This is a genomic window from Amycolatopsis sp. NPDC004625 (genome assembly GCF_040609695.1).
Classification (GTDB): domain Bacteria; phylum Actinomycetota; class Actinomycetes; order Mycobacteriales; family Pseudonocardiaceae; genus Amycolatopsis.
The window spans coordinates 15,081-39,141 of sequence record NZ_JBEXKX010000050.1; the positions used below are offsets into that span (position 1 = coordinate 15,081).

Consider the following 24,061-nt stretch of genomic DNA (forward strand, 5'->3'; position numbering starts at 1 on the left):
CGTGACCTGCGTCGCTGGCACGCGGAAAATTCTCTGTTACGTTTCCTGAGTATGTCCGTAACGCACTTGATCGAAAGCCCGACCAAGGCGGACGGCGCGGAGCTGTGGCGAATCGCGCGTGATTCCGCCAAGCTCGATCTCAACTCGCCGTACGCATACATGCTGTGGTGCCGCGATTTCGCCGAGTCTTCGGTGGTTGCGCGTGAGGATGGCAAGGCGGTCGGTTTCGTCATCGCCTACCGCAGGCCGGACGCGCCCGAGGCGGCGCTCGTCTGGCAGGTCGCGGTCGATGCGTCCCAGCGCGGAAAGGGCCTGGCCGGAGCCCTGCTCGACGCGCTGTACACGCGCCTGGTCGGCGAAGGCGTGCGTTACCTCGAGACCACCATCACCCCGGACAACGAGGCGTCCATCCGGCTGTTCGCATCGTTTGCGAAGCGGTGGAACGCCGCCGTGGAAACCAGTGTGCTGTTCGGTGGCGAGGATTTCCCCGAAGCCGGGCACCTACCCGAAGAGCTTTACCGCATCGGTCCGCTGACGGCACGGTCGAATCCGGGCGATTAGGAGAGAAAGAAACACATGAGCATCTTCGAAGAGCTCGAATCCGAAGTACGCAGCTACAGCCGCGGCTGGCCGGTCGTGTTCGACCGCGCGCGGGGCAGCCACCTCTACGACGAAAGCGGGAAGCCCTACCTGGACTTCTTCGCCGGGGCCGGCGCGCTGAACTACGGGCACAACAACCCGCAGCTGAAGCAGGCGCTGATCGACTACATCCAGCGCGACGGCGTCACCCACGCGCTGGACATGTTCACCGTGGCCAAGCGGGACTTCCTGCAGGCCTTCCGGGACAAGGTCCTCGACCCCCGCAACCTGAACTACAAGGTCGTGTTCCCGGGGCCGGGCGGCGCGAACGCCGTCGAGGCCGCGCTGAAGCTGGCGCGCAAGGTCACCGGCCGCGAGTCGGTCATCAACTTCACCAACGCCTTCCACGGCATGACGCTGGGCGCGTTGTCGGTCACCGGCAACTCGATGAAGCGCGGTGGCGCCGGCGTTCCGCTGGTGCACGCCACCCCGATGCCGTACGACAAGTACTTCGACGGCGCCATGCCGGACTTCCTGTACTTCGAGAAGCTCCTCGAAGACTCCGGCAGCGGGCTCAACGAGCCGGCCGCGGTGATCGTCGAAGGCGTGCAGGGCGAAGGCGGCATCAACGCCGCGCGCCTGGAGTGGCTGAAGGGCCTCGACGACCTCTGCAAGCGCCACAACATCCTGCTGATCCTCGACGACGTCCAGATGGGCTGCGGCCGCACCGGCCCGTTCTTCTCCTTCGAGGACGCCGGGATCACGCCGGACATCGTCTGCCTGTCGAAGTCCATCAGCGGCTACGGCATCCCGATGGCGCTGACGCTCATCAAGCCGGAACTCGACGTCTGGGAGCCGGGCGAGCACAACGGCACCTTCCGCGGGATCAGCCCGGCGTTCGTCACCGCGAAGGAAGCCATCGACCTGTACTGGAGCGACGACGCGCTCGAGAAGTCGACCAAGGCCAAGGGTGAACGCATCGCCGCCGCGTTCTCCGGCATCGTCGAGGCCTACCCCGAGGCGGAGCTGCTCGCCAAGGGCCGCGGTCTCGCCCGGGGCATCGAGTTCCAGAGCGGCGACCTGGCCGGCCGGGTGTGCGCGGAAGCGTTTGCGCGCGGCCTGCTGATGGAAACCTCCGGTCCCGACGGCGAAGTCATGAAACTGCTGCCGCCGCTGACACTGACCGACGACGAGCTGACGCAGGGCCTGTCGATCATCGACGAGTCCGTGAAGGCCGTCCTGAAGAAGTAAGGGAGTTCGCCCGTGCTCGTCCGCACGCTCGACGAGATCACCGACACCGACGCCGACATCAAGACCGAGAACTGGCGCAGCAAGCGGATCATCCTCGCCAAGGAAGGCGTCGGCTTCTCGGTGCACGAGACCACGCTCTACGCGGGGACGGTCAACGACTTCTGGTACGCCAACCACATCGAGGCGGTGTTCATCACCTCCGGTGAGGGCGAGATCGAAGACCTGGCCACCGGCAAGGTCTACGAGCTCAAGCCCGGCACGCTCTACCTGCTCAACGACCACGACAAGCACCAGGTCCGGCCGAAGACCGAGATCAAGTGCGTGTGCGTGTTCAACCCCCCGGTGACCGGCCGCGAGGTGCACGACGAGAACGGCGTGTACCCGCTGATCACCGAGGACGCGTAAACACCGGAGAGGAAACAGGAGGCGAAGCCCGTGACGCTGACGGACACCCGGGTCGACGACGGTTACCCGACCCGGATCACCGGTGCGCCGGCGCACCTGCCGCGCGTGCACCCCACGGTGTGGGGTACCGAAGCCGACGGTCCGATCGACGCCGCCACGCTGGCGAACCACGAGACCAAGGGCTACACCGTGGTCGACGACATGCTGTCGGTCGGGGAGGTGCAGACGTACTGGCAGGAGCTGGTGCGGCTGTCCGCCGACCGGGAGCTCGCCCGGGACGAGCGGGTGATCGCCGAGGCGAAGACCGGTGAGGTCCGGTCGATCTTCGACGTCCACGAGATTTCGGACCTGATCGCCGAGCTGGTGCGCGACCCGCGCGTGCTGGACCGGGCCCGGCAGCTGCTCGGCTCCGAGGTGTACGTCCACCAGAGCCGCGTCAACTACATGCCGGGGTTCAAGGGCACCGGGTTCTACTGGCACTCGGACTTCGAAACCTGGCACGCGGAGGACGGCATGCCGTCGCCGCGCGCGGTCAGCTGCTCGATCGCGCTGACCGACAACTACCCGTTCAACGGCGGCCTGATGATCATGCCGGGGTCGCACCGGACGTTCGTCCAGTGCGCCGGCGAGACGCCGGACGAGAACTACAAGAGCTCGCTCAAGGACCAGCGGGTGGGCGTGCCGAGCGAGGACGACATCACGAAGATGGCGGCCGAGCACGGCATCGACCAGTTCACCGGCCAGGCGGGCTCGGCGCTGTGGTTCGACTCGAACATCATGCACGGCTCCGGGAACAACATCACCCCGTACCCGCGCTCGAACATCTTCCTGGTGTTCAACAGCGTGGACAACGCCCTGCAGGAGCCGTTCGCGGCGAGCTCGCCGCGGCCCGCGTTCATCGCCGGCCGCGACGCCACGCCGATCAGCAGGTGAGTTTCACCCCGCCCCGCCGGTGACCGACCCGGTGCGCTTTGTTACCGTGTCGACCACCGCGCGGGCGTGTGGTCCGCGCAACACGTCTTCGCGGACGATCGGCGGCGGGTGCTTCGCTCGGGGTGAGCACACCCGCCCGGACGGCCACGGTGACGGACGGGCGGACCGGCCCCCTGGCGGCCCGGCCGGAAGTTTCAGCACGACCCCGTACCACCGGATCGGGACCGGTGGTACGGGGTCGTGTCATGTCGGTACCCCGGCGGCCGGCACGCGTACCCACGTGGCCGACACGGGTACCCGGATGGACGACACGCGCGGCCCGGCCGGGTGCAGGGTGTCGTCCGCCCGGGTACGCGTGTCGTCCGGTCGGGTAGGCCGGAGGAAGCCGTACGGCCCGGACGCCGGGGCAGCGGAATCCGCAGCGCTACGAAACGTCCTGGTCCCGGCCCGGCCGGGTGGTATTCGCCGTCCCCCGGGCACGGTAGGTTGACTTTTCCGGCGGGGGCGACGCCGGCACACCGTGGAACCGGGGAGGTGGGCGCGCGCATGGCCCGGACCCGCCTCCAGCTGCTCGGGCCGGTCCAGCTGTTCCACGGCGACGACCCCGTTCCGATCGGCGGACCCGGCGTCCGCGGTCTGCTCGCGCTGCTGGCGCTCAAGCCCGGCAAGGTCGTCGGGCTCGACGAGATCATCGACGCGCTGTGGGGCCACGACCCGCCCGCAACCGCCCGCACCATCGTCCACGGCAACGTCTCGCACCTGCGCCGGGTCCTGCGCGAGCTCGACGGGCCGAGCATCCTCACCACCCCGCCGGGCTACCGGCTGGACGTCGAGCCCGACCGGATCGACGTCCACCGCGCACGCTCGCTGCTGGACCGTGCGGCCGTGGCCACGCCGGAGATCGCGGCCGCCCTGCTCGCCGAAGCGCTCGCGCTCTGGCAGGGCCCCGCCCTGGGCGGGGTGCCCGACTCGCTGCGGGCCCCCGAGCTGGAGGACCTGCGCCTCGCCGTGCACGGCGCCCGCGTCGACGCCGACCTCGAACTCGGCCGGCACGCAGAGCTGATCGTCGAGCTCAGCCCGATCGTCCGGGCCGACCCGCTGGCCGAGCGGACGGCGGGCCAGCTGATGCGGGCGCTCTACCACGCCGGCCGCCGCGGGGACGCGCTCGAGCTGTACCGGACCGTCTCCCGCGCGACGCTGCGCACCCTCGGCGTCGAACCCGGCGCCGAGCTGCGCTGGCTGCACGAGCGGGTGCTCAACGACGACCTCCCGGCGCGTGACGTCGTCGCCCCGGCCACCGGCAGCGAGCCGGCGAAAGCGATTTCGCAGCTGCCCGCGGCGGTGCCCAGCCTGGCCGGGCGCGGCGACGAACTGGCCTGGCTCGACGGCCTGGTCGCCCGGGTCGAAGCCGGGGAGACGACCATCGCCGTGGTCACCGGCACCGCCGGCGTCGGCAAGAGCACGCTGGTCGTGTGGTGGGCGCACCGGGCCGCGTCGCGGTTCCCGGACGGGGTGCTGTTCGCGTCGCTGCGCGGCTTCGACCCGCACCACCCGCCGCTGGAGCCGGCCGACCTGCTCACCCAGTTCCTGCTCGGCCTCGGCGTCGACACCGCGAAGATCCCGGAGCTGCTGCACGAACGCGTCGCGCTCTACCGGTCGCTGATCGCCGGGCGGCGGATGCTGGTGCTGCTCGACGACGCCCGCACCGCCGAGCAGGTGCGCCCGCTGCTGCCGCCGAGCGCGCGGACGATGACCGTGGTGACCAGCCGGTTGCGCCTCGACGGGCTCACCGTGTCGAACGCGGCCAAGCAGCGCGTCCTCGGCACCCTCGCACCCGACGACGCCGTGCAGCTCATCGAGGAGCTGGCCGGCCCGGCCAGCCTCAACCACGCGCTCGCCCGGCTGTGCGGCTACCTCCCGCTGGCGCTGCGGATCGCGGGCGCGCGGCTCTCGGCGAGCTCCCAGCGGACCGCCGAAGAGCTCGTCGACGAGCTCGGCAACGAACGCACCCGGCTGGCGGGCCTGCAGGTCGACGGCGCCGACGACAGCGTGCGCGCGGCGTTCGACGTCTCCTTCCGCGGGCTGCCCGGCGAGATCGCCGAGACGTTCCTGCAGCTGGGCGCGATCCCCGGGGTGCTGGTCGGGCCGCACCTGATGGCCGCGGTCGCGCAGATCCCGGTGGCCGAGGCCCGTCGGCGGCTGCGCGCGCTGGCCGCGCACAACCTGATCGCCGAGACCGAGCGGGACGTCTTCGTGCCGCACGACCTCGTCTGGCTGTACCTGCGCGAGCTCGTGGAGCAGGAGCTCGGGGAGAAGGACCGCGACGAGGCGCTGGGCTGGACGATCCGCTACTACCAGGCGGTGGCCGACCGGGCGCGGCGCCGGCTGGGCCGGGTCGCCGACCCGCTCGACTTCTCGAACGTGCTCGCCGACGACGCGATGCCGCCGCTGCGCGGCTTCGACGAGGCGCACGACTGGTTCGCGGCCGAGTGGCCGAACCTCCTGGCCGTCCTCGACGCCGCGTACGCCGCGGGCCGCCACGACGATGTCTGGCGGCTGGCCCGGCTCGGGCACACCTACCGGGTCGCCTGCCCGCTGCTCGACGAGTGGACGCGGACGGCCGACCTCGGGGTCGCCGCCGCCGAAGCCGCGGGCGACGTCGCCGGGCAGTGCTGGCTGCGGCTCGCGCGGTGCGAGATCGCGCTGACCTTCGAGCTGCCGGGGTTCGGGCTCGCCGACGCCGAACGGGCCGCGGAGCTGGCCGGGGCCGTGGCCGACCGGCGGCTGCGCACGTCGGTGGACCTGCACCTCGGGCGCGCGCTGAGCCGGCTCGGTGAGCACGAGAGCGCCATCGAACGACTCGCGAAGGCCGTGGCGGAGGCACCCGACGTCACCCTGCGGGGACAGGCGCTCAGCAGCTGCGCGCAGGCGGAGAAGCGGGCGGGCCGGCTCACCGACGCGATCGCCCACCAGCGCGCCGGCCTGTGGATCGACCGCGAACTCGGCGACGACGACCGGGTCGTCGTCGCGCTGGACCGGCTGGCCGAGCTCAGCCTGCGGGCGGGCGACACCGAGGCGGCCGAGCGGGACGTCTGGGAGGGGATCGACCTCGCGATCAGCCGCGGGTTCGTCGCGCGCGAGGGCGCCCTGCGGCTGACGCTGGGCCGGGTGCTGCGCGCCCGCGGCGACATCGACGGCGCGCGGGAACAACTGGCGTTGTGCGTGCGCATTTACGAGCGGGTGCACCCGAAGCTCGTCGGTGAAGTCCGTGCCGAACTGGCCGATCTGCAGTGAGGCCTTTCCCGGTTTTCCGGGTTCGGTTGCGAATGGGTTACGGCCCGGGCCCGCACGCTGAATCCTTAGTGGATTCTTAGTGGGTCGGGGCGGGGTCCGCGTAGGTTCGGCGGTGCCGGCTGAGCCCTAGGGGAGGGGCAGGCTGAGACGCCGGTGCCGGGCCCCGCGCGGGAAACCGCGGCGGGGCCGGGAGCCGCCAGGAGCGGCTCGTGGCGGCCCGGCCGGCCGAGGTGGGGGTAGGCCGGCCGGTCGCCAGGCGCTCAGCTCACGTTCGCCGTGCAGAGCGCGATCGTCGTCCCGCTGTTTTCCGCGACCTTCTTGCCGTCGACCAGAATGGCGCACTTGATTTCGTTGCTGACATCCGCATTTCGCGTGTCCGCGGTGAGCGTCAACAGGTAGGAGCCATTGTTGTACGACGCCTGACCCTGCCAGGCGTCGGTGCTCGCGGGCGCGTTTTCGGTGCGCTGGTCGTTGAGGCTGCCGTAGCGGACCGTCGCGCCGCCGGCCGAGGTGACCTGGAAGGTGACGGCGTGCTTGTCGCCGGCCACCAGGGGCAGGTGCAGGCCGGACTCCCCGCCGCCGAAGAAGGTCGAGTACAGCAGCATCCCGGCCGTCGTGAGCAGCGCCGCGGCCGAGACGCCGGTGGCGGTGATCGCCAGCCCACGGTCGCCCATGACGCCCTTCTTGGCCTGGACCAGCCCGGCGATGGCCAGGACCAGCCCGAGCCCGCCCAGCGGCCACGCCACGAACCCGATATCCGGGACGAACGTGACGACCAGGGCGGCGACGGCGAGCAGCAGACCCACGATCGCGAGGATGTTCCGCCCGGGCTTCGCGTTGGCGCGACGACGCTCCGTGGCCGTCACCGGCGGCGCGGGTCTGCCGTGACGCGCGGTGGTCGGCGGGTACTGCGGGTCGGTCATCATGCGGGCCCCTTCGGGTGGGAGTGCGACGACGTTAACCCATAAGTGTGGCCCCGGACGAAAATGTTACATTCTGGAAAAAGTCATTGTCCCACCATTTCGGGTCAGGTATCGGTATTTCCTGACATCGTGGGCAGGGTGTGACCCGGTGATCAATGGGAAGAATATCGGAGCTCCCACTGTTCGACGCGGCCTTTTGCGACCTCGCAGCGGGTATCGTAAATACCGTACGGGCATCCCGGCACCACTGTGAGGCCTACGACGACCGTAGGTACCAGCGTTCAAGACGAAAGTCTCATACCGGACTTCTCAGTCGAAAAGGCTTACTTCCGGGGTGATTTCGAGCAGCTCGAAGACGGGCCGGCCGCGGCGGCCGTCGATCGTCGTCGTGCGCACGACGCGTAGCCGGGCGGTCACCGGCCGGTCGAGGTTCTCCTTGATCTGGTCGAGCAGGTCCGGCGCCACCGCGCCCTGGATCGTGCCGCCCGACTCGCGGTCGAGGTAGAAGATCCGCCGCCGGGTGCGGACGCCGTCGAGCCGCCCGCGGACGGTCTCGTAGCCGACCTCTTCGCGGGACTCGCGGAGGCTGCCCTGCAGGATCCGGGCCTGCTCGGTGGTCATGCTGCGGGTGACCTGCTCGCCCGCGGTCGGGGTCAGCGCCATCCCGATGCCCGCGTTCTTCGCGACGGCGTTGACGATGTCGCTGACCGCGTTGCGGACGGTGTCGCGCTGCAGCAGCACGGCGTCGAGCGCGCCGTCGTCCGAGCCGTTCGCCGGCAGGAAGTCGCACAGCTCCTTGACCGCGCGTTCGGACAGCGTCTCGATGCCGTCGACGATCAGGGCGTCGTCGGCCACCGGCTCGGGGAAGCCGAAGAAGATCGCGTTGCCCGCCTGGCCGCGCTGGATCAGCGGTGCCTTGTCCCGGTCGGTCTGCTGGACCTGGGTGACCTCGCCGGAGGGGTTCCGGATGATGTGCCCGATCTTCGCCGTCGCGTCCTGCAGGGCGCGGCTGATGTCGGAGAAGGTGTAGGCGTCGATGGTCTGCTCGCCGATCACCGAGACGTGCAGCAGGGGCGAGCGGGACGTCCGCTCGAACTTCGCGTTGGCCGCCATCGCCGAGGCGCGGGCCAGGTCGTCGAGCCACGTGCCGCCGGGGATTTCGTCGGCGATGCGCCGGAACTCGTTCCTCACCAGATCATCTCCGGGTAGCCCCTGCCGCCTTCGGCCCAGACCTCGGCCCACACGTCCTCGTCGCCGGGGCGGCACAGGAAGCCGTCCAGCATGCCGCCGACCGGCTGCACCTGGTCGAGGTACATCGCCGGCTGCCCGACGATCACGCCGCGCAGCGTGAGCAGGCCGTAGAGCGCGGACCGGCCGTCGTCGTCGAGCCGCTTGAGCGCGCCCCACTCGTCCGGGATGAGGACGACGTCGAGGCCGCGCGGCGGGTGCGCGGTGCGCGTGACGAGCTCGCCGCCGACCCAGGCGCGGCCGGACGGCATGATCCGCCGGGCGACGCCGAGGTAGCTGTTGAGCGCGCTGAAGAGGATCTCGCGCTCGTTCTGGTGCGGGGCGTCGAAGACCAGGCGTTCGTAGACGTCGGCGAGGTCGCACGCGTGCCGGCCCGGCGGCAGGACCTGCTGCGACGTCCAATGGGGGAGCGCCACGCCACCCCCTTCTCAGCCCTTCGCGCTCACAGTGCGTAGCCGAACTTACCAGGATGGGTGTCAGCCACCGCGCCCAGGTTGGTGCGGCCACTGCGGGGTGGCCTCTTCGGACTCGGGCCAGGCCGGTTCGTCCTCGGTGGGCCAGTCTTCGGCCTCGGCCCCGCGCTGCGGCGGAAGCGGAAGGTGCCCTTCGCGGTGCCCGACGGGCTCGGGCTCGTCGGTGGCGGGCGGCCGCTGTTCCGGCGGGTGCTGCGCCCAGGCGGCGGGGATGAACTGCGTCTGCTCGGCCGACCCCGGCGGCGGCACCGGTTCGTAGTCGGGTTCGGGTTCGGGCTCACGTTCGGGAGCCGGCTGCGGCCGCGGCCGCTGGACGGCGCGCTGGAGCAGCCACGAGGTGAGCGCACCGAGGGCGAAGGCGACGACCAGCCACAGCCAGATCTGCCCGAACAGCCACACCATCTGCCATCACCCCTTAGACGACTGTGATTTCGACGCGCCGGTCTTCCTCGCCGCCGGTGGCCGGCCGGGTGTCGCCCAGCCCCCGGTAGGTGACGCGGCTGACCGCCAGCCCGTTGGTGGTGAGGATCCGCGCGACGGCCCGCGCGCGGTCCCGGGAGAGCTTGAGGGCGGCGCTCTCCCCGCCGGGGCCCCGGGCGACGTGCCCGGTGACGCGGTACCGGAAACCCGCGGGCGCCTTCGCGAGGGCGATGGCGATGCTGCGCGCGGCCTGGGTCCCGTCGGCGGTGAGGCGCGCGGAGTCCGGTTCGAAGCTGACGGGAGCCTCGGTGAGCATCCGATCGATCTCGGCCTGCACCCCGGCCTTGTCGGTCGGCGGCGGCGCGGTGGTGGTCGTGGTCGGCGGCGGGCTGCTGCTCGCGACCGGCGGCGGACTCGCGGTGGTGCTGGTGTTCGGGTCCGGGTTCGGCGCCACGGGGGTCACGTCACCGTCGACCTTGGCGGCCCGCACACCATCGACACCCTGCACGACTTCGAGGGCTCGCAGGGCTTGCTCGGGCGGAAAGCCGCTGAGGGTGGCATCCCGCCCGTCGAACCGGACGTCCCCGGTGGGCAACCCGGCTTCGAAGAGGGCGGTCTGGGCGCGCGCGGTGAGGTCGCGTTCCATGCTCCCGCCCTGAGTCCAGGTGGCAACCCCCGCGAGCAGTGCTGTGACCAGCACCGCGATCGCGCCCCCGAGGATCCACCGCCGACCACCGGACATAAGGGGACTGTAAGCCGGGCGAGACGGGTTGGCGACCTGAATCCGGATGGCGATCCACAAGTTGTCCCCAGGCAAGTCGACATGTGGACAACTCGGGGGTGGGTGATCGCGTGAATACTTTCTGTCGGAGGCGGCGGATAGGCTGGATACCGGGGGCGCAGCCCGAGCCCCGGCGGTGGGCTTCGGGGCGCCGGCCGGGCGCGGCCCGGATGGAGAGCCATGCCGAGCGGGAGCTCTTGCCGGACCGAAGCTCGCCGAGCCGAGGGGCCGCGGGGCGGATGCCTACCGGTGCGGAGTTCTGCCGGGCAGCCGCTCAGCCAGGCGGGAGCTCGCCCGCCGCGGAGCGCCTGCAGGGCCCGGAGCTCACCGAGCGCAAGCCCGCCAAGCGAAACCCGCCGCGCGGGAAACCCGCCGCGCGGGAAACCCGCCGCGCGGGAAACCCGCCGCGCGGGAAACCCGCCGCGCGCGAAACCCGCCGCAGAGCGCCTACCGGACGCGGAGCTCACCGAGCGCAAGCCCGCCAAGCGAATCCCGCCGCGCCGGAAACCAGCGCGCCGACCCCGCCGCAGCCGCGGTCAGAACCTCAACTCGCCTGCTGCTGCGCCTTGTCCGGCACCTCGAGCACATCCAGCGGCACCAACGGCACCAGCTTCGGCCGCTTCGGGGACAGCCCGTCCCCCATCGACTCCCCCCGGATCTGCCGCCGGATCCACGGCAGCAGGTGCACCTTCGTCCACGTCAGATCCGACCGCCGCGAGTCGATCCACCGCGAAGGCGCCACCTCCGACGGCCACGGCTCGCGCCAGTCGCTCTCGACCGGGATCCCCAGCACCTCCGCCGCCTTCAACGCGATCCGCTCGTGTGCCTCCGGCGAGAAGTGCAACCGGTCGTCGCTCCAGGCGCGGCGGTCGTGGAGGGGTCCCATCGTCCACAGGTCGACCATCCGGGCTCCGTAGCGCTCCGCGATCGCCCACAGGTGCGTGTTGTAGATCGCCACCTTGCCGCGCAGCACCGACATCACCGAAAGGACCTTCGTGTCCGGGCCGTTGAACATCAGCACCGGGATGCCCGCCTCGCGCAGCTTCGCGACGCCCTCCTCCAGGCGCTGCGCGACCGCGTCGACGTCGGCGCCCGGCACGATGATGTCGTTGCCGCCCGCACACAGCGTGACCAGGTCGGGCTTCAGCTCCAGGGCGATCGGCAGCTGCTCGTCCAGGATCTCGTCGAGCATCTTGCCGCGCAGGGACAGGTTCGCGTACCGGAAGTCCGGCCTGCCGCCCGCCAGCAGCTCCGCGAGCCGGTCCGCCCAGCCGCGGAAGGACCCGTCCGGCAGGGCGTCGTTGAGCCCCTCGGTGAAACTGTCACCGAGGGCTACATAGCTGTCGAATCCGAACACGTGGGTCCCCTTCCCATCCTGCGAGATCCTGCGACCGACACACCCCGACATGTAGTTGTACACCTCAACTAAGCATCGGGGTGCCACCCCCGCCGCCACCGCGGCCGTTCAGCCAGCGGTAACAGTGTCTTATCTTGTCGGCCTTCTCCGCCTCTCTATTACGTAGTCTTCACCTCCGGCATGCCGTGAAACAGCACACTCGGACACAAACAGGGGCCCCGATGTGGCGAAAATCTCCCTGCCCGGGGCGTCCCGGACCGGATCCGGCAGGCTGGAGACGTGTCCGGAGAACCCCGTGAGTCGCTCGCGCAGATCCTCGGTGGCCGCCGGGGCGCCCTCGACGCCAGCATCCCGCCGGTCGGCTTCGTCGCCGGCTGGCTCGCGGCCGGGCAGTCCGTCGCCTGGGGGGCCGGCGCCGCCATCGCCGTCGCCGTCGGGCTCGGGATCTACCGGATCGTCCGCGGCGGCAAGGTGCGCGCGCTGGTCGTCAGCCTGGCCGCGGTCGTCGCGGCCGCGCTGATCGCGCTGCACACCGGCCGCGCGCAGGACTTCTTCCTGCTGCAGCTGATGTCCAATGTGGCCAGCGCGCTGCTGTGGGCGGCCAGCATCGTCGTGCGGTGGCCGCTGCTCGGCGTGGTCGTCGGCCTGGTGCTGGGCCAGAAGACGCGCTGGCGCCGCGACCCGGCGCTGTTGAAGGCGTACTCGCGGGCCAGCTGGGTCTGGGTGTTCGGCCAGTACACGCTGCGCGTGGTCGTCTACGGCCTGCTGTGGTGGTCCGGCCAGGTGATCGCCCTCGGCGTGGCCCGCACGGTGCTCTCGTGGCCGCTGGTCGCGTTAACCGTCGCGGTGAGTGGCTGGGTGCTCTACCGCGCGTTGCCGCCGGAGCATCCCGGGCTGCGCTTGGCCCCCGAAACCCGTTCGGACGACGTACCCGGGGCATAAGGCGGCCCCCGGCGAGGGGGGAGGGTCCGGGGGCCACTGCCTACGGTACCCGGACTACCCGGGTTCAGTCGACGTTTTCGCGGCTTTGCGCCGCGTTTTGCCCGAGATCCTTACGCCGGGGGGCGCGGTGTGCCCTCGCCGAAGGCGTCCACCGCGGCCAGCCAGGCCGCGCCGAGCACGCCATCGGAGCTGGTCAGCACCTCGAGATCGGCCAGACGGCGGCGCACGAGTGCGCCGACCGGGCTCGCGCCGGTGAGCACCGAGCCGACGAGCACGACCGGGGTCGACTCGCCGGGCTCGCGCGCCGCGAGCGCGTTCGCGACCAGAAGCTCGGCCGCGCGGGCGACGATCTCGCGCGCCACGGGCTCGCCGGCGTCGTGCGCCGCGCTCACCAACGGGGCGAAGCGGGCCAGCCGCACCGGCGCCTCGGCGTTGGCCGCCGTGATCAACGCCCGGGCCGCGGCGAGCCGGCCGGCGTCGGTCCGGACGTCCAAACCGGACGGTCCGAGGGCCGCGGCCAGCACCGCCGACGGGAGGCCGTCGAGCGGCCGCCCGCGGCCGAGTGCCTCCAAAGTGGAGCGAACGGCCTCGCGGCCGAGCCAGAACGCGGATCCCTCGTCGCCGAGCAGCCAGCCGTAGCCGCCGGTCGTGCCGGCCAGCCGCCGTTTCCGGATCCGGCCGGCGATCGAACCGGTGCCGGCGACGAGCACCGTCCCGTCCGGCGCCGAGGTCGCCGAGGCGTACGCCACCTCGGCGTCGGCGACGGTCCGGACGGCACACGTGAGACCGATTCGCGTCCACGCCGCGTCGAAGACGGCGGCCACGGCCGGATCGCTCAGCTTGCTGACCCCGGCCATGCCGACGACGCACGCCCGCACGGCCCCGGGGTCGTGGGCGCCGAGGGCCGCGGCGATCGCGCCGGCGATCCGGTCCGCGGCGACTTCCGGCGCGTGCGCGTTGGGGTTGGCGCCTTCGCCGCGCCCGGCGCCCAGCACCGCGCCGGCGGCGTCGACCAGGGCGGCCCTGGTCGACGTCCCGCCGGCGTCGACGCCCACCGCGAAGCTCACCGGGTCTTGGTCACCTTCAGCAGGCCGCGCGGGTTGTCCGGGTCGCCGCCGCGGGCCAGCGACAGGCCGAGCGCGATCCGCTGGATCGGCAGGATCTCCAGGATCGGCGCCAGCTCCTCGACCGTCTGCGGCACGTCGATGCGCAGCGCCGCCGGGGTCTCGGCCGAAGCCGAGCCGACCGCGACGACGTCCGCGCCGCGCTTGCCGACGGCGTCGATGACCTCGCGCATCGCCTCGGCGCCGTGCCCGGCGCTGGTCACGGCGAGGACCGCGGTCTGGTCGTCGACCGCGGCGACCGGGCCGTGCAGGAGGTCGGCGCCGCTGTACGCGCGGGCCGCGAGGTAGCTCGTCTCGGCGAGCTTGAGCGACGCCTCCAGCGCGGTCGCGTACGAGTAGCCGCGGGCGGCGGTGAGGACCCGGTTCACGAACCGGTACCGGTCGACCGCGCGCTGCACGCCCTCGGTCGCGCCGTCCAGGGTCTGCTGCGCCAGCTCGCCGATCTTCTCGGCGTCGGCCGCCCTGCCGCCGCGCACCGCGTCGATCAGCAGGTAGAGCGCCATCAGCGTCGCGGAGTACGTCTTGGTCGCCGCGACGGCCTTCTCGACGCCCGCGCCGATGTCGACACCGAGTTCGGACGCCGCCCGCAGCGGCGAGTCCGGCGTGTTGGTCACCGACACCGTCAGCGCGCCCTGGCGCCGCGCCGTTTCGGTGACCTCGATCAGGTCGGGCGAGCCGCCGCTCTGGCTCACCGTGACGAACAGCACGTCCCGCAGATCCGGTCGCGCGCCGTACAGCGTGGCGGTCGACGGGGAAACCAGACCGGCCGGAAGGCCGAGCAGTACCTCGATCAGGTACTTCGCATACAACGCTGCGTGGTCGCTCGATCCACGCGCGGCGAGCAAAGCGAACCGCGGCGGGCGTTGTGAGATCTTTTCCGCCACTTCGGCGATTTCCGCCTGACGCGCCACCAGTCCGGCCAGGACGTCCGGCTGCTGGGCGATCTCCGCGGCCATGTGCTCGCCGGGCCGTTGTTCGGTCATCATTTTCCTCTCCACCTCCGGCATTATGTACCGGACTCAGGCGGCGTCGGTCAGGTCTAGACCAATGTTATAGGGGCGGCGCGTTTGGGGAAAAGGGTACGTTTCTTACGGGGACGTGGCGTGCGATGAGGGAAGGCATAGGGAGCCGGGCATGTTGGAGACCACCACCACGGGCGAGGCTGGGGCCGTCGCCGGGATGCGCGGGCAGCGCGAGCCCAAGTACTGGGCGTTGAAACAGCACCTCCTCGATCTCCTGGACGTGCTGCCGCCGGGGTCGCCGATCCCGACCGAACGCGCGCTCGCCGGGGAGTTCACGGTCTCCCGCACCACCGTGCGCCAGGCGCTGGCCGACCTGACCGCCGAGGGCCGCCTGCACCGTGTGCAGGGCAAAGGCACCTTCGCGGCCGAGCCGAAGCTCGCCCAGCGGCTGCAGCTGTCCTCCTACACCGAGGACATGCGCAAGCAGGGCCTGAAGCCGTCGTCGAAACTGCTGGAAGTCGAGGAACTGCCGGTCGAGGGCGATCTCGCGAAGCTGCTCGGAATCCGCACCGGTGCGAAAATCCTTCGTCTTCGACGACTTCGACTGGCGGACTCGCAGCCGATGGCGCTCGAGACGACGCACCTCCCGCTCGGCCGGTTCCGCGGGCTGCGCAAGCACGTCTCCGCCGGCGGTTCGTTGTACGCCGTTCTACGCGAGCACTACGGCGTCGAACTCGAACGCGCGGAAGAAACGATCGAGACGTCGCTGGCGGGCCCGCAGGAAGCGGAGATGCTCGGCGCCGACGTCGGCATGCCGGTGCTGATGCTGACCCGGCACTCGTTCGCCACCGACGGCAAGCCGGTCGAGTTCGCCCGCTCGGTCTACCGCGGCGACCGCTACAAGTTCGTGACGACGCTGCTGCCGTAGGGGCGCGGTTGACGGGGGTCCCCGGTCACTGTGAAGTTGACCGGGTGACTGCCACCGAAGACACCGGGATCCGCTGGGGGACCGGTGCCGCCCGCGGCCTGCTGGCCACCACCATCCTCGGGTCCGGCATGGCGATGCTCGACGGCACGATCGTCAACGTCGCCCTGCCCCGCATCGGCGCCGAACTCGGCGCCTCCGTCGCCGGGCTCCAGTGGATCCTCGACGGCTACATGCTGGCCCTCGCCGCGCTCATCCTGGTCGCGGGTTCGCTCGGCGACCGGTACGGCCGGCGCCGGATGTACCTGGTCGGCGTCGTCTGGTTCGGTGTCGCCTCCGGGCTGTGCGCCGCGGCGCAGTCCACCGAGATGCTCGTCGCGACCCGGATCCTGCAGGGCATCGGCGGCGCGCTCCTGACGCCCGGGTCGCTCGCGATCCTCCAGGCGTCCTTCGCGCACGACGCCCGCGCCCGCGCGATCGGCGCCTGGTCGGGCCTCGGCGGCATCGCGGCCGCCGCCGGGCCGCTGCTCGGCGGCTTCCTCGTGCAGGTGTGGTCGTGGCGGCTGGCGTTCCTGATCAACGTGCCGATCGCGGTGGCCGTGGTGCTGATGGCGCGCCGGTTCGTCCCGGAATCCCGGGACCCGGACGCCACCGGACACCCGGACTTCGGCGCCGCCGCGCTCGGCGCCGTCGGCCTCGCCGGGGTGACCGGCGCGCTGGTGGAGGCGCCCGCCCGCGGCATCGGCGACCCGATCGTGCTGGTCGCGGGCCTGGTGGGGATCGCGGGGCTGGCCGCGTTCGTCTTCGTCCAGCACCGCTCGCGCGAGCCGCTCGTGCCGCCGTCGCTGTTCCGCGACCGCACGTTCACGCTCTCGAACGCGCTGACGTTCGTCGTCTACGCGGCCCTCGGCGGCGTGATGATGCTGCTGGTCATGCAGCTGCAGGTGTCGCTCGGCTACTCGCCGACGGCGTCCGGGCTGGCCGGGCTGCCGCTGACGGTGATCATGCTGCTGCTCTCCGGCCGCTCCGGCGCGCTCGCGCAGCGCATCGGCCCGCGGACGCAGCTGGTGGTCGGGCCGATCGTGGTCGGCATCGGGATGCTGCTGATGCTGCGGATCGCGCCCGGCGCGTCCTACCTCGGCACGGTGCTGCCCGCGGTCGCGGTGTTCGGCCTCGGCCTGGCGACGGTGGTGGCCCCGGTGACCGCGACGGTGCTCGCCGCGGCCCCGGACCGCTACGCCGGTGTCGCGTCCGGCGTCAACAACGCCATCGCCCGCTCGGGCGGTCTGCTGGCGGTGGCGGTGCTGCCGGCGGCGGCCGGGCTGACCGGCGAGGCGTACGCGGACCCGGTCGCGCTGACGGCGGGCTGGCGGACGGCGCTGGTCATCTGCGCGGCCCTGGCCATCGCGGGCGGCCTGATCGCGCTGGGCATCCACAACGGCGTCCTGGCGCCCCCGTCGACGACGTCGGACGCCAAGCCCGACGACGAGTGCCCCCACCTGGGCGAGTGCTACCACTGCGGCGTCGAGGGCCCGCCGACGCACATCCGCGGCGGCGGGACCCCGGTCGCCGGCTCCTAGCCCGCGAGGATCTCGGCGAACAGCGCCGGGTCGGCGTTGCCGCCCGAGACGAGCACGACCGTCTTGCCCGCCGGCAGCTCGTCGGCGTGGGACAGGTACGCCGCCATCGTCACCGCGCCGCTGGGCTCGGCGACCAGCCGGGCCTTGCGGGCGAGGACGCGGACGGCGTCGCGGATTTCGTCCTCGGAGACCGTGACCATCTGGTCCACGACTTCCCGCAGGTGGGCGAAGGTCAGCTCGGACGGCTGGGAGCGAAGGCCGTCGGCGATCGTGCGGGCGCGGTCGGCCTGCGGCCACCGGACCAGCTCGCCCCGCCGGAGGCTGTCGGCGACGTCCGCGGCCAGCGCGGGCTCGACGCCGATCACGCGCGCCCGCGGGCAGCGCGCCCGGATCGCGGTGCCGACGCCGGCCGCCAGCCCGCCGCCGCTGATCGGCACCAGCACGACGTCGACGTCCGGCAGGTCCTCGGCGATCTCCAGGCCCGCCGTGCCCTGCCCGGCGATGATGGCCGCGTGGTCGAAGGGCGGGACGAGGGTCAGCCCGCGTTCGACGGCCAGTTCGCGCGCTTTGCCCTCGTGTTCGCCGATCGGCACCTCGATCACCTCGGCGCCGTAGCCGCGGGTGGCCTCGACCTTGATCCGCGGTGCGACGTCCGGCACGACGATCACCGCGGGCACGCCGTACCGCTGCGCGGCGTACGCGACTGCCTGCGCGTGGTTGCCACTCGAGTACGCGATGACGCCGCGGGCGCGGGCCGCGTCGTCCAGGCCGGCGATGGCGTTGAACGCGCCGCGCACCTTGAACGCCCCGACGGGTTGCAGGTTTTCGGGTTTGAGCCACAGGGTTCCGCGGGGATCCCAGGTCTGGAGCAGCAGGGGCGTGCGCACGGCGACACCTTCGACGCGCTTCGCGGCGGCCTCGATGTCAGAGATCGTCACCAGTTCCATGTGCCGAGTATGTCAAGAAAGTGTTCGAAGCGGAGTGTCTACTGTGGACAGATGGAGTGGTCCTCCTCACGTCGTGGCAACGAGGGGAGTCACTCGCGCGCCTCAATCGTTGGACAGGGGAGAACACGGACTACCTAGATCGGGATCATGAGCGAGGAGAAAGTAGCGGCTCCGGAGGAGAAGGAACAGAAGCCGGGCCTGCGGATCGCGCAGGTGCTGGCGGCGGCTTTGGCGGCGGTGACCGCGGCCCTGCTGGGCTCGACACTGGGCGTCGCGGGCACGGTGATCGGCGCCGGCGTGGCGAGCGTGGTGTCGACGGTGGGCAGTGAGCTGTACCTGCGCTCGCTGGAGCGCACCCGCGCGGCGGCGCTTCGGGCGCGTCAGCTGGCGACGTCGGGGATCCGGCGGCGCGGGCCCGCCGTGGACATCACCGAGCAGCCGACGGTCCAGCTTGAGCGGCCCTCGACGGCGCCCGGGCTGTCCGCGCGGCTGCGGAAGCTGCGCTGGCCGTTGATCATCGGCACCAGCCTGGCGGCGTTCGCGGTGGCGATCCTGTCGATGGTGGGGGTGGACGCGGCCACGGGCGGCAAGGTGGCGGGCGGCACGGGTGCGAGCGTCGGCAAGATCTTCGGCGGCAGCCCCGGCCACGAGGACAGGACCCCGTCGACCACCCCGCCGACCTCGACGAACGACACCCAGGTGTCCCCGACGGAGACTACGCCGACGGCACCTTCGACCCCGCCGACGACGTCGTCCCAGACGCCGTCGACCACCCCGAGCACGACGACCGAACAGCCGTCGACCTCGGCCCCGGCCACCACGGCAACCCCGCCGACCAGCAAGGGCGCCGCGGCGACGCCGACCCCGTGACTCAGGCCAGCGCGGCTCGCAGTTCGCGGGCCGCGGCCTCGGGGTCTTCGGCCTCGGTGATCGCCCGGACCACCACGATCCGGGACGCGCCCGCGTCGAGGACCTCGCCGAGCCGTGGCTCGTCGATGCCGCCGATGGCGAACCACGGCCGGTCCGGGGCCCAGGCCGCCGTTGCGCGCACCAGGTCCAGGCCGGGTGCCGGGCGGCCCGGCTTGGTCGGGGTCGGCCAGCACGGGCCCGTGCAGAAGTAGTCGACGCCGGGTTCCGCGGCCGCGGCGAGGGCCTGGTCGAGCGAGTGCGTCGAACGGCCGATCACCACGTCGTCGCCCAGGATGCGGCGGGCCAGGGGGACCGGGATGTCGTCCTGGCCCAGGTGCAGCACGTCGGCACCGACCGCGAGGGCCACGTCGGCCCGGTCGTTCACCGACAGCAGGGCGCCGTGGCGGGCGCACGCCTCCGCCAGCACCTCCAGCGCCGCGATCTCGCCGGCCGCCTCCAGGGCGCCGGTCTTGTCGCGCAGCTGGACGATGTCGACTCCCCCGGCGAGGGCCGCGTCGGCGAAGGCCGCCAGGTCCCCGCGCGAAGTGCGGGCGTCCGTGCAGAGGTACAGGCGCGCCGAGTTGAGGCGGGCGCGGATCTTGTCACCGGAGAGGGCGGGCATAGCGGCGACCGTACATCGCGCGTTAGGGTGAGGGTGTCCGCACGGGAGCCCGAGGCACGGGCTGAGAGGGAGCTGCCGCTCCGACCGTGGAACCTGATCCGGGTCATGCCGGCGCAGGGAGCGTGATTCCATGACGAACCTGGCAGTGGTGGGCGGCGGCGTGATCGGCCTGTCCGCGGCGTGGCGTGCGGCCGCGAACAACCACCGGGTCACCCTTTACGACCCCGAGCCCGTCCGCGGCGGCGCGTCCTGGCTGGCCGGCGGCATGCTCGCGCCCGTCACGGAGGCGTGGCCGGGCGAGGAGGACGTCCTCCGCCTCGGCGAAGAATCGCTCAAGCGCTGGCCGGATTTCGCACGTGACCTGCAAAGGGCGGGCCTGGACCCCGGTCTGGCCGGGCACGGCACGCTCGTCGTCGCCTTCGACAGCGCCGACGCCGGCCACCTCGACATCCTCGCCGGCCACCTGCACGCCCTCGGTCGCACCGCCGAGCGCCTCACCGGCCGCGAAGCCAAGCGGCTCGAACCCGGCCTCGGGTCCGTCCGAAGTGGACTCCACGTCCCCGGCGACCTGGCCGTGGACAACCGGAAACTGCTCGACGCGCTGTACGCGGCCTGCGTCAGCCACCGAGTCGACTTCCGGCGGGAGCGCGTCGAAGAACTCCCGGACGCCGAAGCCGTCGTGCTCGCCGCGGGTGCCTGGACCGGGCGGCTGCACCCGCTGCTCGCCGGCGCCGTCCGGCCGCTCAAGGGCGAAATCCTCCGGCTCCGGCCCAGACGTGGCTGCCTGCCGCCGCCCGCGCACACCGTCCGGGCCGTCGTCGAAGGCCGCCCGATCTACCTCGTGCCGCGCGGTGACCAGGAGCTCGTCCTCGGCGCCACCCAGTACGAAGCCGGCTTCGACCAGGCCGTCACCGCCCGCGGCGTGCGCGAGCTGCTCGAAGGTGCCGAACGCGTCTTCCCCGCGATCACCGAGTACGAGCTCACCGAGACCGCCGCCGGCCTGCGGGCCGGTAGCCGGGACGCGCTGCCGTACCTCGGCGCCCTGGACGGCCGGGTTTTTGCCGCGACCGGGCACCACCGCAACGGCCTGCTGATGGCCCCGGTGACCGCGGACGCCGTGGTCGCCTGGCTCGAGGGGGACGAGCCGCCGGACGGCACCGCGGCCGCGTCCCCCGCCCGCCTGCACCAGAAGGAGCACGTGTGATGGAGATCAAGCTCAACGGCGAGTGGACGGCGTTCCCGGACGGCGCCACCGTCGCCGACGTCCTCGACGCCACCGGCGGGCAGCGGCCCGGGATCGCCGTCGCGGTCGACGGCGTCGTCGTCCGGCGCGCCGACTGGGCCACCACGGCTGTGCCCAAGGGCGCGGTCTTCGACGTGCTCACCGCGGTCCAGGGAGGCTGACGTGGACGCAGAACCGCTGGTCATCGGCACCACCAAGCTGACGTCCCGGCTGATCATCGGCACCGGCGGCGCGGCCAACCTCGCCGTGCTGGAACGCGCGCTGGTGGCGTCCGGCACCGAGCTGACCACCGTCGCCATGCGCCGCGCCGACGCCGAGGGCGGCTCCGGCGTCCTCGAACTCCTCAAGCGGCTCGGCATCGAGTTGCTGCCGAACACCGCGGGCTGCCGGACGGCCGCCGAAGCGGTGCTCACCGCGCAGCTCGCCCGCGAGGCCCTGGAAACCGATCTGGTCAAGCTCGAGGTGCACGCGGACGACCGGACGCTGCTGCCGGACCCGTTCGAAACCCTCGACGCCGCCGAGCGGCTGGCCGCCGACGGGTTCACCGTGTTCGCCTACACGAACGACGACCCGGTGCTCGCGCTGCGCCTGGAGGAGGCCGGCTGCGCCGCGGTGATGCCACTGGGCGCGCCGATCGGCACCGGCCTCGGCATCCGGAATCCGCACAACATCGAGCTGATCGTCGCGCGGGCGGGTGTCCCGGTCATCCTGGACGCCGGAATCGGCACGGCGTCGGACGCGACGCTGGCGATGGAGCTCGGCTGCGCCGCGGTCCTGCTGTCCACGGCGGTCACCCGGGCCGCCGACCCCGAGCGGATGGCCGCGGCGATGCGGGCGGGCGTCGTCGCCGGGCGGCTGGCCCGCGAAGCCGGGCGCGTGCCGCAGCGCTTCTGGGCGCAAGCTTCGAGTCCGCCTCGGTGAACACCGCGCCTTAACGCCGAGTGTGCACCGGGAGCCCGTAAGGTGGACGGCATTTCCGGCGCACAGGGCAGAAGGAGCCAGCCGTGACGACATCGGTTCAGGACACCTCGGGCAGGTTGTACCTCGCCGTCGGCAGGCTTTCCCGGTCGCTGCGGCAGGCCGGTGTGCCGGGGCCGGGCCACGGCGCCATCTCGGCGCTGGCGACGCTGGTGCACGCGGGCCAGCTCCGGCTCGGTGACCTCGCCGCCAAGGAGGGCGTGGCCGCGGCGACGATGTCGCGGATCATCGCGTCCCTGGTCGAAGCCGGGTACGTCAGCCGGGAGTCCGACCCGGTCGACCGCCGGGCGTGGCTGGCGAAGGCGACCGAAGAGGGCGAGCGGCTCGTCTCCGGCGTCCGGTCGACGCGCGTCCAGGAGCTGAACCGCCGGCTCGACCGGCTCTCGCCCGAGCACCGCGAAGCCCTGACGGCGGCGATCCCGGCCCTCGAAGCCCTGATCGCGGACGACTAAGCCGCCCGCTGCCGCAGTTCGGCCAGCTCCGCGCGCAGGGCGCGGAGCTCGTCGAGGATCTCCTGGTTGGCGGCGGCCTGCGCTTCGGCCTGCTTCGCCTCTTCCTCGCGGATGTCCTGGCGCAGCTCGTCCTCCATGCCGCTGACCACGACGGCGATGAAGAGGTTCAGCACCGCGAAGCTGGACACCAGGATGTAGACGACGAAGAAGATCCAGGCCATCGGCGCCTGCTCCATGATCGTCTTCGCGATGTCCGGCCACGCCTCGCCGGTCATCACCTGGAACAGCGTGAACAGCGACGTGCCGAGGTCGCCGAAGTCGCCGGGGTCGATGGTGCCGAAGAGCTTCGTCGCCATCACCCCGGCCACGAAGATGATCAGCCCGAGCAGCGCGGCGATCGACGCCATGCCGGGAATCGCGGCGAGCAGCCCCGAGACGACCTTCCGCATCGACGGCACGACCGAGATCAGCCGCAGGACACGCAGCACCCGCAGCGATCGCAGCACGGCGAACGGCCCGGTCGCCGGGATCACCGCGATGCCGACCACCAGCAGGTCGAAGATGTTCCAGTGGTCGCGGAAGAAGGCGCCGCGGTAGGCGTAGAACTTCGCCAGCAGCTCGGCGACGAAGATGCCCAGCGCGACGTGGTCCAGGGCGTGCAGCAGGCCGCCGTAGCCGTCCATCAGGGACGTCGACGTCTCCATGCCGAGGGTGACGGCGTTGAAGACGATGACGGCGATGATGAAGTTCTGGAAGCGGCGGTCTTCGAGGACCTTCGCCACGCGCTCGCGTCCGGTCAAGGCCGCCCCCTGCGTTGGTCAAGGATCAGTAAACGCAGGGATGGTAACGGGCCGAGTGCTCAGCGCTCCTCGGGAGCCAGCCGCCAGAAGGCCGAGACCGGGCCGACCTTCGCGCCCATCGGGTACGCGTGCTCGACCGCGTGCGAGACGAACCACTTGCCGTAGCGGGCCGCCTCGACCACGGACATGCCCTTGGCCAGGCCCGCGGTCAGCGCCGAGGCCATCGTGTCGCCCGCGCCGTGCGTGTGCGGCGTCGAGTAGCGCTTGCCCGGGAGCTCCACGAACGTCGAGCCGTCGAACAGCAGGTCCACGCACTCCGGGTCGGCCTGCAGGTGGCCGCTCTTGACCAGGACGTACCGCGGGCCCATCCGGTGCAGCACGACGGCCGCGGTGTGCATGCCCTCGCGGTCGGTCACGGTCATCCCGGTCAGCAGCCGGACCTCGTCCAGGTTCGGGGTGAGCACCGTGGCGCGCGGCAGCAGCTCGTCGCGCAGGGCGTGCAGGCCGGCTTCGTCGAACAGCGGGTGGCCGTGCATCGACGCCGCCACCGGGTCGACGACGAACGGGATCTCCTCGTCCCGGCCGATCCCCGCCTGGTCGCACGCGGCCGCGACGGCGTGGATGATCTCGGCCGAAGCCAGCATGCCGGTCTTGGCCGCGCCGACGCCCATGTCCGCCGCCACGGCCTCGATCTGCCCGGCCACGATGTGCGGCGGCAGGTCGGCGCGGTCGTGCACGCCCAGGGTGTTCTGCACGGTGACGGCCGTGACCGCGACCAGGCCGTGCACGCCGCAGGTCAGGAACGTGCGCAGGTCCGCCTGGAGTCCCGCGGCGCCGCCGGAGTCCGAGCCGGCGATGGTCAACGCGGTCGGAAGGCTCGTCGTCATGGTGGTTTCCCGACTTCTGGTCTAGG

The 24,061-nt window shown here is 72.0% G+C and carries 25 protein-coding genes and 1 riboswitch; of the genes, 13 read left to right on the top strand and 12 right to left on the bottom strand.

The annotated features are described in order from the left end of the window. Positions 1–51 precede the first annotated feature (51 nt). The 5 genes from ectA to ABZW17_RS38380 all read left to right on the top strand — a co-directional run bounded on the left by ectA (position 52) and on the right by ABZW17_RS38380 (position 6,462). Entirely contained in the window at positions 52–561 is a 510-nt protein-coding gene (gene ectA, locus ABZW17_RS38360; protein ID WP_354825268.1) for a diaminobutyrate acetyltransferase, read from the top strand. 15 nt (positions 562–576) lie between these two features. Beyond that, a complete protein-coding gene (gene ectB, locus ABZW17_RS38365) occupies positions 577–1,830 on the top strand; it encodes a diaminobutyrate--2-oxoglutarate transaminase (protein ID WP_354825271.1) in 1,254 nt (417 codons plus the stop codon). Positions 1,831–1,842: 12 nt separating this feature from the next. Then, on the top strand, positions 1,843–2,235 hold the full coding sequence (locus ABZW17_RS38370; protein ID WP_003071625.1) for an ectoine synthase: 393 nt from the start codon (positions 1,843–1,845) through the stop codon (positions 2,233–2,235). A gap of 30 nt (positions 2,236–2,265) precedes the next feature. Next, entirely contained in the window at positions 2,266–3,168 is a 903-nt protein-coding gene (thpD, locus tag ABZW17_RS38375; RefSeq protein WP_354825276.1) for an ectoine hydroxylase, read from the top strand. Positions 3,169–3,714: 546 nt separating this feature from the next. Beyond that, complete coding sequence (locus ABZW17_RS38380) at positions 3,715–6,462, top strand: BTAD domain-containing putative transcriptional regulator (RefSeq protein ID WP_354825279.1); 2,748 nt, start codon at positions 3,715–3,717, stop codon at positions 6,460–6,462. Between the two features lie 260 nt (positions 6,463–6,722). On the opposite strand, the gene ABZW17_RS38385 is transcribed toward ABZW17_RS38380, so the two are convergent. The 6 genes from ABZW17_RS38385 to ABZW17_RS38410 all read right to left on the bottom strand — a co-directional run bounded on the left by ABZW17_RS38385 (position 6,723) and on the right by ABZW17_RS38410 (position 11,664). After that, positions 6,723–7,388, bottom strand: a complete 666-nt coding sequence (locus ABZW17_RS38385) for a DUF4190 domain-containing protein (protein WP_354825282.1) — start codon at positions 7,386–7,388, stop codon at positions 6,723–6,725. Between the two features lie 306 nt (positions 7,389–7,694). Further along, positions 7,695–8,576 carry a hypothetical protein gene (locus ABZW17_RS38390; RefSeq protein WP_003071616.1) on the bottom strand — a complete coding sequence of 294 codons (882 nt, stop codon included), beginning with the start codon at positions 8,574–8,576 and terminating at the stop codon, positions 7,695–7,697. Further along, positions 8,573–9,049, bottom strand: coding sequence for a hypothetical protein (locus tag ABZW17_RS38395; RefSeq protein ID WP_354825285.1), 477 nt, complete (start codon positions 9,047–9,049; stop codon positions 8,573–8,575). Before ABZW17_RS38395 ends, ABZW17_RS38390 begins: the two co-directional genes overlap by 4 nt. 60 nt (positions 9,050–9,109) lie before the next feature. Further along, positions 9,110–9,508, bottom strand: a complete 399-nt coding sequence (locus ABZW17_RS38400; RefSeq protein ID WP_354825288.1) for a hypothetical protein — start codon at positions 9,506–9,508, stop codon at positions 9,110–9,112. A gap of 13 nt (positions 9,509–9,521) precedes the next feature. After that, positions 9,522–10,268: an OmpA family protein gene (locus tag ABZW17_RS38405; protein ID WP_354825291.1), complete on the bottom strand. Its 747-nt coding sequence runs from the start codon at positions 10,266–10,268 to the stop codon at positions 9,522–9,524. Between the two features lie 583 nt (positions 10,269–10,851). Next, the gene (locus tag ABZW17_RS38410; protein ID WP_354825294.1) at positions 10,852–11,664 is read right to left on the bottom strand and encodes an SGNH/GDSL hydrolase family protein; all 813 of its coding nucleotides are present in this window, start codon (positions 11,662–11,664) and stop codon (positions 10,852–10,854) included. A gap of 279 nt (positions 11,665–11,943) precedes the next feature. On the opposite strand from ABZW17_RS38410, the gene ABZW17_RS38415 reads away from it, so the two are divergent. Then, positions 11,944–12,606 carry a DUF3159 domain-containing protein gene (locus ABZW17_RS38415; RefSeq protein ID WP_354825297.1) on the top strand — a complete coding sequence of 221 codons (663 nt, stop codon included), beginning with the start codon at positions 11,944–11,946 and terminating at the stop codon, positions 12,604–12,606. A 110-nt stretch (positions 12,607–12,716) separates the two neighbouring features. Here ABZW17_RS38415 and ABZW17_RS38420 read toward each other — a convergent pair whose 3' ends face one another. Beyond that, the gene (locus tag ABZW17_RS38420; RefSeq protein WP_354825301.1) at positions 12,717–13,673 is read right to left on the bottom strand and encodes a BadF/BadG/BcrA/BcrD ATPase family protein; all 957 of its coding nucleotides are present in this window, start codon (positions 13,671–13,673) and stop codon (positions 12,717–12,719) included. Further along, complete coding sequence (locus ABZW17_RS38425) at positions 13,670–14,716, bottom strand: SIS domain-containing protein (RefSeq protein WP_354825304.1); 1,047 nt, start codon at positions 14,714–14,716, stop codon at positions 13,670–13,672. The genes ABZW17_RS38420 and ABZW17_RS38425 overlap by 4 nt, the downstream gene beginning before the upstream one ends. Positions 14,717–14,864: 148 nt before the next feature. Between ABZW17_RS38425 and ABZW17_RS38430 the strand changes: the two genes are divergently transcribed. Then, positions 14,865–15,620, top strand: a complete 756-nt coding sequence (locus tag ABZW17_RS38430; protein ID WP_091318606.1) for a GntR family transcriptional regulator — start codon at positions 14,865–14,867, stop codon at positions 15,618–15,620. 44 nt (positions 15,621–15,664) lie between these two features. After that, entirely contained in the window at positions 15,665–17,197 is a 1,533-nt protein-coding gene (locus ABZW17_RS38435) for an MFS transporter (protein WP_354825307.1), read from the top strand. Here the strand turns inward: ABZW17_RS38435 and ABZW17_RS38440 are convergent. After that, positions 17,194–18,144 (bottom strand): threonine/serine dehydratase, encoded by a 951-nt coding sequence (locus ABZW17_RS38440; protein ID WP_354825310.1) that lies wholly within the window; start codon positions 18,142–18,144, stop codon positions 17,194–17,196. The two genes, ABZW17_RS38435 and ABZW17_RS38440, sit on opposite strands and share 4 nt — an antisense overlap. A 147-nt stretch (positions 18,145–18,291) precedes the next feature. Between ABZW17_RS38440 and ABZW17_RS38445 the strand changes: the two genes are divergently transcribed. Then, a complete protein-coding gene (locus tag ABZW17_RS38445; protein WP_354825312.1) occupies positions 18,292–19,014 on the top strand; it encodes a hypothetical protein in 723 nt (240 codons plus the stop codon). 1 nt (position 19,015) lies between these two features. Here ABZW17_RS38445 and thiE read toward each other — a convergent pair whose 3' ends face one another. Continuing rightward, a complete protein-coding gene (gene thiE / locus ABZW17_RS38450; protein ID WP_354825315.1) occupies positions 19,016–19,675 on the bottom strand; it encodes a thiamine phosphate synthase in 660 nt (219 codons plus the stop codon). Positions 19,676–19,706: 31 nt separating this feature from the next. Further along, a riboswitch (TPP riboswitch) is annotated at positions 19,707–19,812 on the top strand. Between thiE and thiO the strand changes: the two genes are divergently transcribed. From thiO to ABZW17_RS38470, 4 genes are all read left to right on the top strand, one after another. Then, positions 19,806–20,879 (top strand): glycine oxidase ThiO, encoded by a 1,074-nt coding sequence (gene thiO / locus ABZW17_RS38455; RefSeq protein WP_354825318.1) that lies wholly within the window; start codon positions 19,806–19,808, stop codon positions 20,877–20,879. Its footprint overlaps the riboswitch before it by 7 nt. Continuing rightward, the gene (thiS, locus tag ABZW17_RS38460) at positions 20,879–21,079 is read left to right on the top strand and encodes a sulfur carrier protein ThiS (protein WP_354825321.1); all 201 of its coding nucleotides are present in this window, start codon (positions 20,879–20,881) and stop codon (positions 21,077–21,079) included. Before thiO ends, thiS begins: the two co-directional genes overlap by 1 nt. A gap of 1 nt (position 21,080) precedes the next feature. Then, a complete protein-coding gene (locus ABZW17_RS38465) occupies positions 21,081–21,839 on the top strand; it encodes a thiazole synthase (protein WP_354825324.1) in 759 nt (252 codons plus the stop codon). 83 nt (positions 21,840–21,922) lie between these two features. After that, on the top strand, positions 21,923–22,348 hold the full coding sequence (locus ABZW17_RS38470; RefSeq protein ID WP_103351229.1) for a MarR family transcriptional regulator: 426 nt from the start codon (positions 21,923–21,925) through the stop codon (positions 22,346–22,348). On the opposite strand, the gene ABZW17_RS38475 is transcribed toward ABZW17_RS38470, so the two are convergent. Continuing rightward, the gene (locus tag ABZW17_RS38475; protein WP_354825328.1) at positions 22,345–23,148 is read right to left on the bottom strand and encodes an ion transporter; all 804 of its coding nucleotides are present in this window, start codon (positions 23,146–23,148) and stop codon (positions 22,345–22,347) included. The genes ABZW17_RS38470 and ABZW17_RS38475 overlap by 4 nt on opposite strands. A 59-nt stretch (positions 23,149–23,207) precedes the next feature. After that, positions 23,208–24,035, bottom strand: a complete 828-nt coding sequence (gene thiD, locus ABZW17_RS38480; protein WP_354825331.1) for a bifunctional hydroxymethylpyrimidine kinase/phosphomethylpyrimidine kinase — start codon at positions 24,033–24,035, stop codon at positions 23,208–23,210. Between the last annotated feature and the right edge of the window lie 26 nt (positions 24,036–24,061).